Origin of the sequence: Aureimonas ureilytica DSM 18598 = NBRC 106430, assembly GCF_000382705.1 — a bacterium.
Classification (GTDB): Bacteria; Pseudomonadota; Alphaproteobacteria; order Rhizobiales; family Rhizobiaceae; genus Aureimonas; species Aureimonas ureilytica.
In genome coordinates, this window is record NZ_ARQE01000001.1 from 670,975 (window position 1) to 684,386 (window position 13,412).

General features: G+C 68.4%; 10 protein-coding genes. 6 read left to right on the top strand and 4 right to left on the bottom strand.

Annotated elements, in window-relative coordinates:
* Positions 1 to 118: 118 nt before the first annotated feature.
* Both B146_RS0103210 and B146_RS0103215 read right to left on the bottom strand, forming a co-directional pair.
* The gene (locus tag B146_RS0103210; RefSeq protein ID WP_019994975.1) at positions 119 to 1,540 is read right to left on the bottom strand and encodes a sensor histidine kinase; all 1,422 of its coding nucleotides are present in this window, start codon (positions 1,538 to 1,540) and stop codon (positions 119 to 121) included.
* The gene (locus B146_RS0103215; RefSeq protein ID WP_019994976.1) at positions 1,533 to 2,204 is read right to left on the bottom strand and encodes a response regulator transcription factor; all 672 of its coding nucleotides are present in this window, start codon (positions 2,202 to 2,204) and stop codon (positions 1,533 to 1,535) included. Before B146_RS0103215 ends, B146_RS0103210 begins: the two co-directional genes overlap by 8 nt.
* A 159-nt stretch (positions 2,205 to 2,363) precedes the next feature.
* Here B146_RS0103215 and B146_RS24885 point away from each other — a divergent pair, with 159 nt between their 5' ends.
* Together B146_RS24885 and B146_RS24890 are read left to right on the top strand one after the other, a co-directional pair.
* The gene (locus tag B146_RS24885) at positions 2,364 to 4,010 is read left to right on the top strand and encodes a phosphoethanolamine transferase (protein WP_040408119.1); all 1,647 of its coding nucleotides are present in this window, start codon (positions 2,364 to 2,366) and stop codon (positions 4,008 to 4,010) included.
* Positions 4,007 to 4,408, top strand: coding sequence for a diacylglycerol kinase (locus B146_RS24890; protein ID WP_019994978.1), 402 nt, complete (start codon positions 4,007 to 4,009; stop codon positions 4,406 to 4,408). Before B146_RS24885 ends, B146_RS24890 begins: the two co-directional genes overlap by 4 nt.
* Positions 4,409 to 4,441: 33 nt before the next feature.
* Here B146_RS24890 and B146_RS0103230 read toward each other — a convergent pair whose 3' ends face one another.
* Together B146_RS0103230 and B146_RS24895 are read right to left on the bottom strand one after the other, a co-directional pair.
* Positions 4,442 to 5,695 carry a DUF2254 domain-containing protein gene (locus B146_RS0103230; protein ID WP_019994979.1) on the bottom strand — a complete coding sequence of 418 codons (1,254 nt, stop codon included), beginning with the start codon at positions 5,693 to 5,695 and terminating at the stop codon, positions 4,442 to 4,444.
* The gene (locus B146_RS24895) at positions 5,692 to 6,789 is read right to left on the bottom strand and encodes a mechanosensitive ion channel family protein (RefSeq protein ID WP_155897330.1); all 1,098 of its coding nucleotides are present in this window, start codon (positions 6,787 to 6,789) and stop codon (positions 5,692 to 5,694) included. Before B146_RS24895 ends, B146_RS0103230 begins: the two co-directional genes overlap by 4 nt.
* A 326-nt stretch (positions 6,790 to 7,115) precedes the next feature.
* Between B146_RS24895 and B146_RS0103240 the strand changes: the two genes are divergently transcribed.
* The 4 genes from B146_RS0103240 (at position 7,116) to B146_RS0103260 (ending at position 13,410) form a co-directional block, all read left to right on the top strand.
* Positions 7,116 to 8,078 carry a bile acid:sodium symporter family protein gene (locus tag B146_RS0103240; protein WP_019994981.1) on the top strand — a complete coding sequence of 321 codons (963 nt, stop codon included), beginning with the start codon at positions 7,116 to 7,118 and terminating at the stop codon, positions 8,076 to 8,078.
* A 198-nt stretch (positions 8,079 to 8,276) separates the two neighbouring features.
* On the top strand, positions 8,277 to 9,530 hold the full coding sequence (locus B146_RS0103245) for a 3-phosphoshikimate 1-carboxyvinyltransferase (RefSeq protein WP_019994982.1): 1,254 nt from the start codon (positions 8,277 to 8,279) through the stop codon (positions 9,528 to 9,530).
* Positions 9,531 to 10,025: 495 nt separating this feature from the next.
* Positions 10,026 to 11,516, top strand: a complete 1,491-nt coding sequence (locus B146_RS0103255; protein ID WP_019994984.1) for an MFS transporter — start codon at positions 10,026 to 10,028, stop codon at positions 11,514 to 11,516.
* Between the two features lie 658 nt (positions 11,517 to 12,174).
* A complete protein-coding gene (locus tag B146_RS0103260; RefSeq protein ID WP_155897331.1) occupies positions 12,175 to 13,410 on the top strand; it encodes a hypothetical protein in 1,236 nt (411 codons plus the stop codon).
* Positions 13,411 to 13,412: the final 2 nt, after the last annotated feature.

Genomic DNA, 13,412 nt, shown 5'->3' on the forward strand with positions numbered 1-13,412 from the left:
GGCTTTGGCTTTCCTTGCGCCGGATGGCCGATCGGGCGTGAAGCGGTTCTCGATCGGGATCGGCTTTGGCGACGCGCCTTCGGACCCTTCCCCGATCCGCCCGGCCTTCCGCCCGGTTCTAGGCCGGAGCGCCCTTGTCCGGCCGCGCGAGGGGAAAGGTGATCGCGATGCGAAGGCCCGGCGCGTTGTCGAGCGCGGCGACGCGCGCGCCGTGCAGCTCCGCGATGGCCGCGACGAGGGCGAGGCCGAGTCCGGTTCCGGGCGTGCTGCGGCTGCGGTCCAGCCGGTAGAGCCGGCGGAAGATCCGCTCGCGCTCCTCCGGGGGAACGCCGGGGCCGTCGTCCGCGACGCCGAGACACACCGTTTGACCCTCGCGCGACACGCGGACCTCGATGAGGCCGGGCGCGGGCACGTGGTTGATCGCGTTCTCCACGAGATTGACGAGAAGCTGCGTCAGGAGGTCGGCGTCGCCCTCGATCAGGGTGCCGCCGGGTTCGAGCCCGGTTTCGAGGCGATGGCCGGCATCGACCGCGACGTCGCGATAGATGTCGCAGACCCGCTCGGTGAGGTCGGCCAGATCGAGCCTTCGAAAGCGCGCCCGGCGCGCGCCGGATTCGACCTGCGCGATCCGCAGGAGGGCGTTGAAGGTCTCGATGATCGTGTCGGCCTCGGCGATCGCCTCGTCGATCGCGCCGCCGAAGGCCGCGCCCGCTTCCGGCGGATGCCGGCCGAGCAGGTCGAGCCGCTGGCGCAGCCGGGCGATCGGCGTGCGCAGGTCGTGGGCGATGTCGGTGGACACCTGACGCAGGCTTTCCATCAGCGTCTCGATGCGCGCCAGCATGAGGTTGACGTCGGCCGAGAGCTGGTCGATCTCGTCGCGCCGGCGTGACAGGGGAAGGCGCATGTCGAAGCGCCCGGCCACCACCTGCCGCGTCAGGCCGGCGATGGCGTTGATGCGCCGGGCCGGGTCGCGCGTGACGAGATAGCTCCCGACCAGCGCCACGACCGCGATGGCGAGGCAGCCGAGGAGGAGGCAGCCCAGGAGGATTTCCTGCGTCTCGTGGAGAATGTGGGAATTGCGCCCCGCCAGGACCCGAAACGGCCCGAGCGTTTCGCCATGGCTGAACAGGCGCACCTCGCCGTCGCTGTTCATGGAGGCCGAGTCCATCAGATCCTGGCTCTGGCGCACCACGGCGTCGTCCATCCGCCGCTCTGACCAGCCCTCCTGCCAGAGCTGGGGCGGGACGTTGCCGCCGAGAAAACGCCCTTCGCCGTCCAGAAGCAGAAAGAAACTGTCGCCCGGCGCGCCCTCGGAGCGCTCGCGGATGCGCAGGCGCAGCTCCTCCCCGCCGCCCTTGGCGAAGGCCGAGCGGAAGGCCGCCATGTCGTGCCCGATCTCGCGCTCGGAAATGTCGCGGATTTCGCTGGTGGCGATCGCGTAGGCCGCGCCCATGATCACGGCGACGGAGACCGCGAAGAGAACCGCATAGGTCGCCGCCAGCCGGAACGAGATGGTGCGAAAGAGCGCGACGTCACGCATCGAGAACGTAGCCCGAGCCCCGCACGGTGCGGATCATCTCGCTGGCGAAGGGCCGGTCGATCTTGGCGCGCAGCCGGCTGACATGGGTTTCCACGACATTGGTCTTGGGATCGAAATGGAATTCCCAGACCCGCTCCAGAAGCATGGTGCGCGTCATCACGCGGCCCCGGTTGCGCATGAGATATTCGAGAAGCCGAAACTCGCGCGGCTGCAGCTCGATCGCGACGCCCGCCCGCGTCACCGTGCGCGCCAGAAGATTCATGCGCAGATCGCCCACCACGAGCGCGGTTTCCTCGCGCCGGGTCGGCGCGCGGCGCATCAGCGCGTTGAGCCGCGCCATGAGTTCGGAAAAGGCGAAGGGCTTCAGGAGGTAGTCGTCCGCCCCCGCTTCGAGCCCTTCCACCCGGTCGTCGATGCCGCCGACCGAGGTGAGAAACAGGATCGGCACGGTCTGCCCCGCCGAGCGCAGCGCGCGAACCAGCGACAGACCGTCCAGCCGGGGCAGCATCCGGTCCACCACCAGAACGTCGTAGGGCCGCGAACAGGCGAGTTCCAGCCCGGTCGGGCCGTCCGGCGCGTGGTCGAGCTCGTGGCCCTCCTCCCGCAAGCCGCCCCCGACATAGTCGGCGGTGGCCTTGTCGTCCTCGATCACCAGAACCTTCACGCCCGCTCCCGATTCCCTCGCACGAGGCTCGCTATACGAAACCGTATAGTTCCGGCGATTCCGTCGCCAGCCGCGCTCGTTAGGTATCACCCTTCCGGCCGCGCGCCGCGGCCGATGGCTGCGTGACGCCACGGCCCCACCGGCAGGGACCCGACGCGCATGAGACGACCCCCTATCGGCAGCGTGACGCTGTCGATCCTGACCGCCGCCTATCTTCTCCTTCTTCCCAACCGGACCTTCTGGCGCAAGGGCCTCGCTTATTTCAGCGGGCACGAAGCGCAGCTCGCGTTTCTGGGGCTCGGCCTGTTCCTTCTCTTCGTCGCGCTCCTGACCACGGTTTCGGTCAAATACGCGATGAAGCCGATCTTCATCGCGCTGATCCTCGTGGCCGCCTCGGCCTCCTATTATGTCGACACGTTCGGCATTCTGGTCACGCGCGACATGATCCAGAACATCATGCTGACGACGCCGAGCGAGGCGCGGCACCTGTTCACCCCGAACATGGCGCTGCACATGGCGCTGTTCGGCCTCCTGCCGGCGCTCGCGATCGCCTTGGTGCGGATCGAGCATCGGCGCTTTCCCGCCAAGTTCGCCCACAATATGCTCGTAATCCTGCCGGCAGTGATAGGGGCGGGCGCCATCACCTTCGCGTTCTACCCGACCTTCGCCTCGACCTTTCGCGAGCACAACGACCTGATCGGCAGCCTCAACCCGACGGCTCCGCTGGTGGCGGCCGGCAAATACGCGCTGCGCCAGGCGCGCGAGCGCAACATCGTCGCCGCGCCGCTCGGGCTGGACGCGGCCGAGCTGGAGGCCGTGCGCGCCTCGCCGAAGCCGATGCTGACGGTGCTGGTGGTCGGCGAAACCTCGCGGGCCCAGAACTACGCCCTCAACGGATATGATCGCGACACGACGCCCGAGCTGGCCGCGCGCCACGTGTCGAACTTCACCAATGTCACGAGCTGCGGCACTTCCACCGCCGTTTCTGTGCCCTGCATGTTCTCGGTCTATCCGCGCTCGGACTATTCCGAAACCAAGGCGCTGGCGACGCAGAACCTTCTGGACGTCCTGACCCATGCCGGCCTGTCGGTGCGCTGGTTCGACAACGACACGGGCGCCTATCAGGTGGCCGATCGCATTCCCTACGAGTTCCTGCCGGCGACCAACGACCAGCGCTTCTGCGCGAACGGCGAATGCCGGGACGACATCCTGGTGGATCGGCTGGAGCGCGAACTGCCCGCCATCCATTCCAGCACGGTTCTCGTTCTCCACCAGCTCGGCAGTCACGGCCCCGCCTATCACGAGCGCTATCCCGACGGTTTCGGGCGCTTCGAGCCGGCCTGCCGCACGGCGCAGTTCGCGGACTGCTCGCGCGAGGAGATCGTGAACGCCTATGACAACACGATCGCCTATACCGACCATGTGCTCGGCCGGATCATCGATCTCCTGAGCGCCCATCCGGAATTTGCGAGCTCGATGGTCTTCCTGTCAGATCATGGCGAGTCGCTCGGCGAGAACGGCATCTATCTGCACGGCGCGCCCTATTTCCTGGCGCCCTCCACGCAGACCCATGTTCCGATGCTCGCTTGGTTCTCGCCCGGCTACCAGTCGGTCCTGCCCACCAGCCTCCCGTGCCTCGAAAGCCGCCGCGACGGGGCGCTGTCGCACGACAATCTGTTCCACACGATGCTCGGCGTCGCCGGCGTTTCCACCGGCGTCTACGATGCCAGGCTCGACGCTTTCGCCGCCTGCCGCACGCCCGCATCGAGTGGCAAGCTGGCGGCCAACGCGGGGGCCACGCGATGAGCCTCGACCTTCTGCCGCCCGCAGCGATCCCGCCCAAGACGCAAGGGCTGCGACACGTCTTCGCCGCGGCCGGCTATTCGGCCGCGGGCTTTCGCTGGATGCTGCGCGAGGCGGCGTTCCGCCACGAGCTTCTGGCGGGCGCGGCGACGCTCGCAGCCTTCGCGCTCGTCCGCGTGCCGCTCGTTCACGCCCTGGTGCAGATCGGGCTGCTTTTGATGCTTCTGGCGCTGGAAGCCGTCAACACCGCGATCGAGCGGATCGTCGACCGCCTGTCACCCGATTTCTCGCTCTTTGCCAAGGAGGCCAAGGATCTCGGCTCCTTCGCGGTGTTCTGCCTTCTGGCGCTCAACGCGCTGTCGGCGACGGTCTTCCTCTATGGCGCGATCCACGGCGGCTAGACGCGGGGAGCCGGGGCGCGTGGGGACCCGCCATCAGGCGGCTCCGACCTCGCGCGCCAGCGCCTCGATGCGGCGCTTGTCGGCCTCGACGACCAGCGCGGCATTCGCCCGCTCCAGCGCCTCGGCCGAATGGCGCTTGGCGTTCTCGGCAAAACCCTCGTGGCCGAAACGGGCGAGCGTTCGAAACGCCTTCTGAAGCCGCACGCCGACCTCCACCGTCGAGGCGCCGTCGCGCGCGATCGGGACGAAGAGATCGTCGAACAGATCCTCGATCAGGATCGGCGGCACGAAGACGTTCGGATATCGGATCTCCTCCTCCGTCTCGAGCTTCTCGCCCCAGACCGACAGGAGGCGCACCGTGCGTCCGATCACGTCGATGGCGGTTCCCAGATCGTTGGTGGCCGGCGAAAGGGCGCGGCTGGCGATTTCGGTGAGGACCGCGGCGCCGAAGCGTGGGTCCTGGTCGAAGGAGCGGACGCCGCCGATGGTGAAGCATTCGCGCACGGTGACATTGCCCTCCTCGTCGAACCCGTCCGTCATGGCGATCGGTCCGGTCGGATCGACGAGATCGCCCGGAATGCTCATGAGATAGACCCGGGCCGAGCGCTTGCGCGCGATCTCCGACAGGGCGCCGACATCGATATGCTGCACATAGCCGATCGCGTCCGCGAAGACGGGGCGGGCCGTGGGCGGAATGGCGGCGGGGTCGCAGAGCGGCGCGCCGCCCATATAGGGCGCGCGGCGGCGCTCGCGCATGGCCTCCATCGCGGCCTCCTCGACTCGCTCGGTGGTCTGCGTGACGCGCCCGAGGCTCGACAGATGGTCGATCCAGCGCAGGAGCGTCACCACGATGGCGGCGATGACGAGAAGCGTGACCGCGAAGAGGACGACGCGGCCCTTGTCGCCGTAAAGGCCGGTGGACAGGGCGATGATGCCGACGAGGCTGAACAGGAACGAGCCGATGAAGGTCGACAGGACGTTGTGGGTGGTGGTGTCCTCGATGACCAGCCGCGTGGCGCGCGGCGTGACGTTGCTCGTCGCCGCCGAATAGGCCGCCACCATCGTGGACAGGGAGAAGGTCGTCACCGTCAGCATCGAGGAGGCGATGATGCTGAGAATGTTGTCGACCGCGTCCGAGCCGATCTGCGTCGGCAGGTCGTTCGGAATATAGGGGCTGAGCCAGGTCGCCGCGAGCGCGGTGACGACGCCGCCGAGCGAGAACAGCGTGGCGCGCACCCAGATGCGGCGCGACAGGCGTCGCAGGATCCAGAACCAGTGAGAGGTCATTGGGCGGGCGCGTCCTCGGCGCGGCGGGTCGAAGGCAGGGTGTCGGAGGGGGTGCCGGAATCTCCGGCGTCGCTGATCCGCCGGGCGGGCCGGGGCGGGGTGCCGTCCGGTCGCCTCGGCCAGCCCTCGCGCTGCGCGCCCCGGACGCCGTCGGTTTCCTCGGTCTGGTCGTGGAACAGGACGACCTGTGTCGGGAAGGGCATGTCGATGCCCAGACTGTCGAGCGCGCGCTTGATCGCCTCCAGAACGGCGGCCTGCACATGCACGACATTGGTGCGCTTGGATTTCGTCCACCAGCGCACGCGCAGGTTCACGCTGGAGCCGGCGAGGTCCCAGACCAGGACCTCCGGCGCGGGATCGGTCTCGATGCCCGCGACCTCGCCGATCGCCGTCAGGATCGCGCGGCGCGCGGCCTCGATATCGTCGCCATAGCCGATCCCGACATCGTATTGCGACCGGCGCGTCGGCCGGGCCGTATTGACGGTCACGGCGTGCGAATAAACGTCGGCATTGGGAATGATGACGCGCCGCCCGTCATACATGGCGATGATCGTGGCGCGGGTCTCGATCCATTCCACCGTGCCCTCGTAGCCGTTGACGACGATCTGGTCGCCGACCCCGAACGGGCGCTGGATCAGGATCAGGAGCCCGGCCAGCCAGTTCTGCAGGATGTCCTTGAAGGCGAAGCCGATCGCCACCGAGCCGATGCCGAGGCCCGCGATCAGGTCGCCCGGATTGAGCGAGGGAATGACGATGGTGAGCGCCAGCAAGCCGCCGACGAGCAGGATCACCCATTTGACGAAGGAGCCGAGCACCGCGCCGAGATTGGAGCGGTCGTGCTTGTTGGCCCAGGCGCGGAACGAGCGCTCGACGCCCCAGGCGATCCCGGCGGCGATGGCGAAGAGAACGAGGGCCACGACGATATTGGGCAGAAGGCGCTGGAAGCCGACCACCCAGGTCTCGATCTTCGACAGGACGAAGGCCGGATCGACCCGCACGGCCTGATCGACGCTCTGGGGCGCGCTGGCGGCAAGGGCGTCCACCGCTGCGGGCGTGTCGGGAGCGGCGGCGGTCTGGGCGGTGGCTATCGGCATGGGGCGGACCTTGGTTGGCGGCGCGCAGCCGCGCTCATCGAGAGCGGCTGCGCCAGATGAGATGGCGCAGGTCGGAAAAACGGCATCCTTTTCGCGCGCGCGATCAACGCCTGACATGGCCGAGGGTTCGCGGCGGTCGGCGATGTGTTGGCGCGCGGCGAGGCGGGGGGGCCGGGACAGTGGCGGGCGCGCCACCCTGCCTGCATCGAGCGCGGGCGTAATCAGAGCGCGTCGGCGCGAGCCCTTGTCGCCAAACCGCCACAATCGCCTTGCGTCGGGGCGTACCGGCGGTTACTCGTTGCCCGACAACAAGGGAAGGCTGCATTATGAGTTTGGTCGGTTCGGTGTCCGCGTTCGTGGGCAGGACGTTTGCGATCTGGGTGATCGTGTTCGCGGCGCTCGGCTTCTTTCTGCCGGCCGTCTTCATTCCGGTCGCGCCCTATATCGTGATCCTGCTCGGCATCATCATGTTCGGCATGGGCCTGACCCTGTCGCTCGACGATTTCCGGGAGGTCGCGCGCCGGCCCTTCGATGTCGGCGTCGGCGTTCTCGGCCAGTTCCTGATCATGCCGCTCGTGGCGGTTCTCCTCACCCGGATCATTCCCATGACGCCGGAGGTCGCGGCGGGCGTCATCCTCGTCGGCTGCTGCCCCGGCGGCACGTCGAGCAACGTGATGACCTATCTCGGCAAGGGCGACGTCGCGCTCAGCGTCGCCTGCACCAGCGTCACGACGCTGCTCGCGCCCCTCGTCACGCCCTTCCTCGTCTGGCTCTTCGCCAGCCAGTATCTACCGGTCGACGCGATGAGCATGTTCATCAGCATCGTGAAGGTCATCCTGGTGCCGCTCGCCCTCGGCTTCGCGCTGCAGAAGCTCGCGCCCGCCCTCGTGCGCGTCGCCGTGCCGGCGCTGCCGCTCGTCAGCGTCACGGGCATCGTCCTGATCGTCGCGGCGGTGGTGGCCGTCAACCAGGCGGCGATCGCGAGTTCCGGCCTTCTGATCTTCGCGGTGGTCATCCTGCACAACGGGATCGGCTATGCGCTGGGCTTCCTCGCCGCGCGCGCCTGCGGCCTGTCGCTCGCCAAGCGCAAGGCCATCAGCATCGAGGTCGGGATGCAGAACAGCGGCCTCGGCGCGGCGCTCGCCAGCGCGCATTTCTCCCCGCTCGCCGCCGTTCCGAGCGCGATCTTCAGCGTCTGGCACAATATTTCCGGCGCGCTCATCGCCAACTACTTCTCGCGCCTGCCGGACGACAAGGCCGGCCGCGAGACCGTCGTCGCAGCGGAGTAAGAGCGCCCGGCAAGATCTCCGGGCGGAGAGCCCGCGAGGTTTTGCCAGGGGCTCCAGACCCCGCCGAGGCGCGGCGATCCCGCCGATCGGGCGGCGGAGGGCGGCGCTCGTCCTTCGTTTCCCGGCTGCGGGGTCTTCCCAAGGCCCGCCCCGACGCGTAACCCCCTACCGAATTTCGAGCGGAAAAAGGCTGTTGCGATGGTGCACGGACTGACCATCATCCCCCCGACGCACCCTCTTCGCGGGCGCGTCAGCCCGCCGGGGTCGAAGTCCATCACGAACCGGGCCTTGCTTCTGGCGGCGCTGGCGAAGGGGCAGAGCCGCCTGACAGGCGCCCTGAAGAGCGACGACACCCGCTACATGGCGCAGGCGCTGCGCGCCATGGGCGTCGGGATCGAGGAGCCGACCGAAACGAGCTTCCTCGTGTCGGGCACCGGCGGTCTCGCCGCCCCCGAGGCGCCCCTGTTTCTCGGCAATGCCGGCACGGCCGTGCGCTTCCTCACCGCCGCCGCGGCCTTCGTGCGCGGGAGCGTCACGCTGACCGGCGACGCGCACATGCAGAAGCGCCCGATCGGCCCGCTGATCGAGGCGATGCGCTCGCTCGGCATCGAGGCCGAGGCGCCGAGCGGCTGCCCGCCCGTCACCGTCCGGGGCAGCGGGTCCTTCGAGGGCGACCGGGTGAGCGTCGATGCCGGGCTCTCTAGCCAATATGTCTCCGCGCTCCTGATGCTGGCGCCCGGAGGCCGGGGGCCCGTCGAGATCGTTCTCGACGGCGACGAGATCGGCGCGCGCGGCTATATCGACCTGACCTGCGCGGCCATGCGCCATTTCGGGGCCGACGTGGCGCCGCGGGGCGCCGGCTCCTGGCTGGTGCAGCCGGGCCCGTATCGCGCCGCCGATTTCCATGTCGAGCCGGACGCCTCGGCCGCGACCTATCTTTGGGCAGCCGAAGTCCTGACCGGCGGCGCGATCGACCTCGGCATCGCGGCTGACGACTTCACCCAGCCGGACGCCAAGGCCTATCAGGTCATCCGCCAGTTTCCGAACCTGCCCGCCGTCATCGACGGCTCCCAGATGCAGGACGCCGTGCCGACCCTCGCGGCTCTCGCGGCCTTCAACCGGACGCCGGTCCGCTTCGTCGGCATCGCCAATCTGCGGGTCAAGGAATGCGACCGCGTGGCCGCCATGGCCACCGAGCTCTCGCGCCTGCGGCCGGGTCTCGCGGTGGAGGAGGGCGACGATCTCGTCGTCACGCCGGCCGATGCCCAGACCTTCGCCCCGGCCCGGATCGAAACCTATGCCGACCACCGCATCGCCATGAGCATGGCCCTGACGGGCCTGCGCGCGCCGGGCGTCACGATCACCGACCCCGACTGCGTGGGAAAGACCTATCCGGCCTATTGGCAGGCCTTGTCGGACCTCGGCGTGAAGCTCGAGCCGGTGGCGGGCTGAAGGCCGAGGGAAGGAGCTTCCGCCGGATTGGGCCGGCGGAGGCGCCCGTGACGCGGGCTTGGCGGGGCGTCCGAAGGATATCGGTCAACTCGCCCCTGTGACCTTGGCGAGCAAGCATGAAGGACGCATCGCGACGCCCCTTCATGGGACGGAAGGCGTTTGGTCCGCGGCAGCAGGACCCGCAGGCTCGAAGGCCCGTTGAGACGGGGCGGCGGATCGACCCCTCTCGCGCCGGCTGACGCTCGGTCCGGACGAGGGTCTTCTCACATCGCGGGGAGCAGGCGGTGCGCAGCCACCGAGAGCGCTTCCCGACAGCGGGCCCCAACCGCTGCGGGGGGCTCGCGGCGCAATTTCGCCGACGCGACGATTGTGAACGGCAAAACCCTGGCCATCGGCGCCCCGAGGCCGTATGTCCCCCTTGCGATTCCCATCGAGGTGTCACGCCGCCCGGCGGCCCGGCTCGTCGCCGCCCGTGAAGCGTTCGTTTCGATTTCCATGTCGGTTTCTTCGTCCAGCGTCGGTTCGGCCGATGCCGCGCCCGTCCGGCGCAATTTCCGCACCGTCGCCCTCATCGTCGCGAGCGCCATGTTCATGGAGCAGCTCGACGCCACGATCCTGGCGACGGCCCTGCCCACGATGGCGCGCGATTTCGGCGTCGACGCGCCCTCCATGAGCATCGCGCTCACCTCCTATCTCATCAGCCTCGCGGTGTTCATCCCCGTCAGCGGCGTGATCGCCGACCGTTGGGGCTCGCGCACCGTGTTTCGCGCCGCCATCGGCGTCTTCGTGGTGGGCTCGGTTCTCTGCGCGCAGGCGCCCTCGCTCGGCTTCCTCGTCGTGGCGCGGCTGCTGCAGGGCCTCGGCGGGGCGATGATGATGCCGGTCGGGCGCCTCGTGCTCCTGCGCTCGGTGGAGCGGCGCGATCTCGTTTCGGCCATGTCCTGGCTGCTCGTGCCCGCCCTGATCGGTCCCATTCTCGGCCCGCCCGTCGGCGGGCTCATCGTGACCTATGCGGACTGGCGCTGGATCTTCTACATCAACCTGCCGATCGGCCTGATCGGCATGGTGCTCGTCAGTCTCTTCATCGAGGAGACGAAGGGCGAGCGCGCGGGGCCGTTCGACGCGCTCGGCATGGTCCTGTCGGGCGTGTCGCTGGGATCGCTCCTGTTCGGTTTCGAAAGCGCCAGCCGGGAAGGCGAGGGCGTCCTGGCCCTGACGCTGATCGCTGTCGGCCTCGTCGCCGGCGCGCTTTACCTGCGCCATGCGAGGCACCATCCCGCGCCGCTTCTCGACCCCGCCCTGATGCGCGTTCCCTCCTTCGGAACATCCGTCATCGCGGGATCGCTGACGCGCATCACGCAAGGGGCGCAGCCCTTCCTTCTGCCCTTGATGATGCAGCTCGGCTTCGGCCTGTCGGCGGCGACGAGCGGCCTCGTCACCATCGCGACCGCGATCGGCTCCCTGATGATGAAGGCGCTCGCGCCCCGGCTTCTCAAGCGCTTCGGCTTTCGCAGCGCCCTGGCGGTGAACGGCATCATCGCGGCGCTGCTCTACGGCGTCTGCGCCTTCTTCCGTCCGGACTGGCCGCTGCCGGTGATCTTCGGGGTGTTGGTCTGCTGCGGTTTCTCCATGTCGTTCCAGTTCACCGCCTACAACACGGTGGCCTACGACCGGATTTCGTCCGCGCAGATGAGTTCGGCCACGAGCTTCTACACGACCTTCCAGCAGCTGATGCTCTCGCTCGGCATCTGCGTGGCGGCGCTGGCGCTGCACGGCTCGATGAGCCTCCAGCAGCACGCCACCCCCGAACTCTCCGATTTTTCGGCGGCCTTCGCGGTGGTGGTGGCGATCTCGCTGGTGGCGACGATCTGGAACCTGCGCTTTGCAAAGGACGCCGGCCGGGAGATCAGCGGCCACGGCCGCGTCGCCGAAACCCTCAAACGCCCCGCCGTAGAGGCCAGCGACGCGCTCGAACGCGCCCGGTAGAGGCCGCGAACGCGAGGCAAGCGAGGCGCGATGGGCGCGCCTCGGCGCCGCCGCCTGCCGGAAGAAGCGCGGAAGCAGAGATCGAGCGGGCCGATCCCGCCAAGCGAATGATTCCCGGAAGAAGTGTCGTGCCGCACGCGCAACGACCCGCTCCGCCCGTCGGCCTCGCTGAGAGGACACAACGCGTCGAAAAACCGACTGCTAATTTCTGGGATGTTCAAAAACCGGCGGGGACTGAGCCACCAAAGCCGACATTCAGTCAGGGCATCAGCAGCTTGAGCGATCAAAACTGCTGTGGAAATGGTGCCCAGGAAAGGATTGCCTCAAATCCTATCTGGCCTCTGCAAAAACAACGAGTTATGCACCGCCATTTCGTCCGTTGTGTATCACTGCTGTGATGCAATGTCACGAGAGCTGCTCGCTTGGAAGGCGGTGAGACGGCCCTCCTCTGACAACTTTACGACAAGCTGCACCGTTCAAAAATATGGAGGTAAGTCGCCTCTTCGTGTCGACGTATCCTGGGCTTGTATCAGGCTAAGGTTGTGCCGCATTCTGGTCCGCGGACGATGCGGCGGATGGGCGGATGGACTGGGGAATTCTGGGAGGGCAACGGCTGGGGGGCACGCGTCGCGTACGAGCCCTTGGCTTGGGAGCCACGGTGCGCTTCTTCAACGAGAGAGCCGTTCCAGGCCTCGGCAATGTCTGGTTCGGGCGCCAGGTCGTTCTGGCTCTTTTCGGCGTCCGTTTGGCGGAGGAGGCTCGCAAGGTTGGGCGCAGGTGCACCAACATCGCGGCGGCCAACGCTGTCGAGGCTCTGGCGGTGTGGCTTACGCTTCAGAACAATGGGTGGAGCCGGAACGAGCGCCTGCCCGGTTTCCTCAAGCTGCAACGACATAGAGGCAAGGAGCCTCCAAGCTTCAAGGAGGCAAGCAGCACGGCCTTCTACGTCACCCAACCCATGCGGATAGGCACGGGGGACGCGCTCGTCACGCTGGGGCTCGTCTCGGCAACCAGCAGCCGGTTCAACAGCTACACCGTGACCGATCGGGGACAGGCCCTCCTCGACCTCACTTGCGAAGGATCCCGACGGGCGCTCCAATCATGGGCTGCCGGGGACCACCTGACGACGCGCCGCCGCCCCATCGCCGAGCAGCTCGATCCGACACGCCCGCTGCCGGACGGAGCGCGCGAGCTGCTGCGGAACGCTTTCCTGGCCGGCGACGACTTCGAGCGCGCGCGCCGCCGGCAGGCCCTTGCCTTTGTCGAGGCGATCCGTGTCCGAGCCGGCGGCCATGTCGCCTGGGACATGCGCCCGCCCGAGATCGAGGATGCGGAGCATTGGGCCGACATGCGCGCGGGAGCGGCGCTCTCCGCCGTGGTGGAGGCAGCGGCGGGAGAGGGCGAAGGCGGCTCAGTGCTTGGGCGGATCGAAGCGCACATGGGAGCGGCGGGGCTGCGCAAGCTAGCCCTCCACGAGGCCGCGGACTCGAACAGGGACGCGGCCCTGCGGGCTGCGCTTGACCATCTGCGGGCGCAGGCGCAGTCATTCCTGTCGGCCCACCACGACCCCTCGCCGGGGCAGGCGGCGACGCGCTTCTGCGCGGACTGTGCCGAGGCGGATGCCGAGACCGTGGTCGCGCGGCTGGTCGCGCGCGACGGCCGCATCCTGCGCCTCGTCGACGGCTTTGTCCTGGCGGGATCGGCCTTCCGCGGTCAGCCGGTCCGCGAGCAGGATCCGGATGACCTAGCGGAGGCGCCTCCCGAAGAAGGGCCGGACGAGCCGCCGGAGGAGGCAGTCCCGGCGCTGCCCGCCGCCATCTCCCGGCGCATCCGCAACTTGGCAGCGCTCGCCCCCGACTTGCACGCCGCGCCAGCGGGCACCACCGGAGCCTGATG

Coding starts and splice junctions, on each gene's coding strand:
- B146_RS0103210 (WP_019994975.1), bottom strand. CDS start 1,540: ATGCGTGACGTCGCGCTCTTTCGCACCATCTCGTTCCGGCTGGCGGCG.
- B146_RS24885 (WP_040408119.1), top strand. CDS start 2,364: ATGAGACGACCCCCTATCGGCAGCGTGACGCTGTCGATCCTGACCGCC.
- B146_RS24890 (WP_019994978.1), top strand. CDS start 4,007: ATGAGCCTCGACCTTCTGCCGCCCGCAGCGATCCCGCCCAAGACGCAA.
- B146_RS0103230 (WP_019994979.1), bottom strand. CDS start 5,695: ATGACCTCTCACTGGTTCTGGATCCTGCGACGCCTGTCGCGCCGCATC.
- B146_RS24895 (WP_155897330.1), bottom strand. CDS start 6,789: ATGCCGATAGCCACCGCCCAGACCGCCGCCGCTCCCGACACGCCCGCA.
- B146_RS0103240 (WP_019994981.1), top strand. CDS start 7,116: ATGAGTTTGGTCGGTTCGGTGTCCGCGTTCGTGGGCAGGACGTTTGCG.
- B146_RS0103245 (WP_019994982.1), top strand. CDS start 8,277: ATGGTGCACGGACTGACCATCATCCCCCCGACGCACCCTCTTCGCGGG.
- B146_RS0103255 (WP_019994984.1), top strand. CDS start 10,026: ATGTCGGTTTCTTCGTCCAGCGTCGGTTCGGCCGATGCCGCGCCCGTC.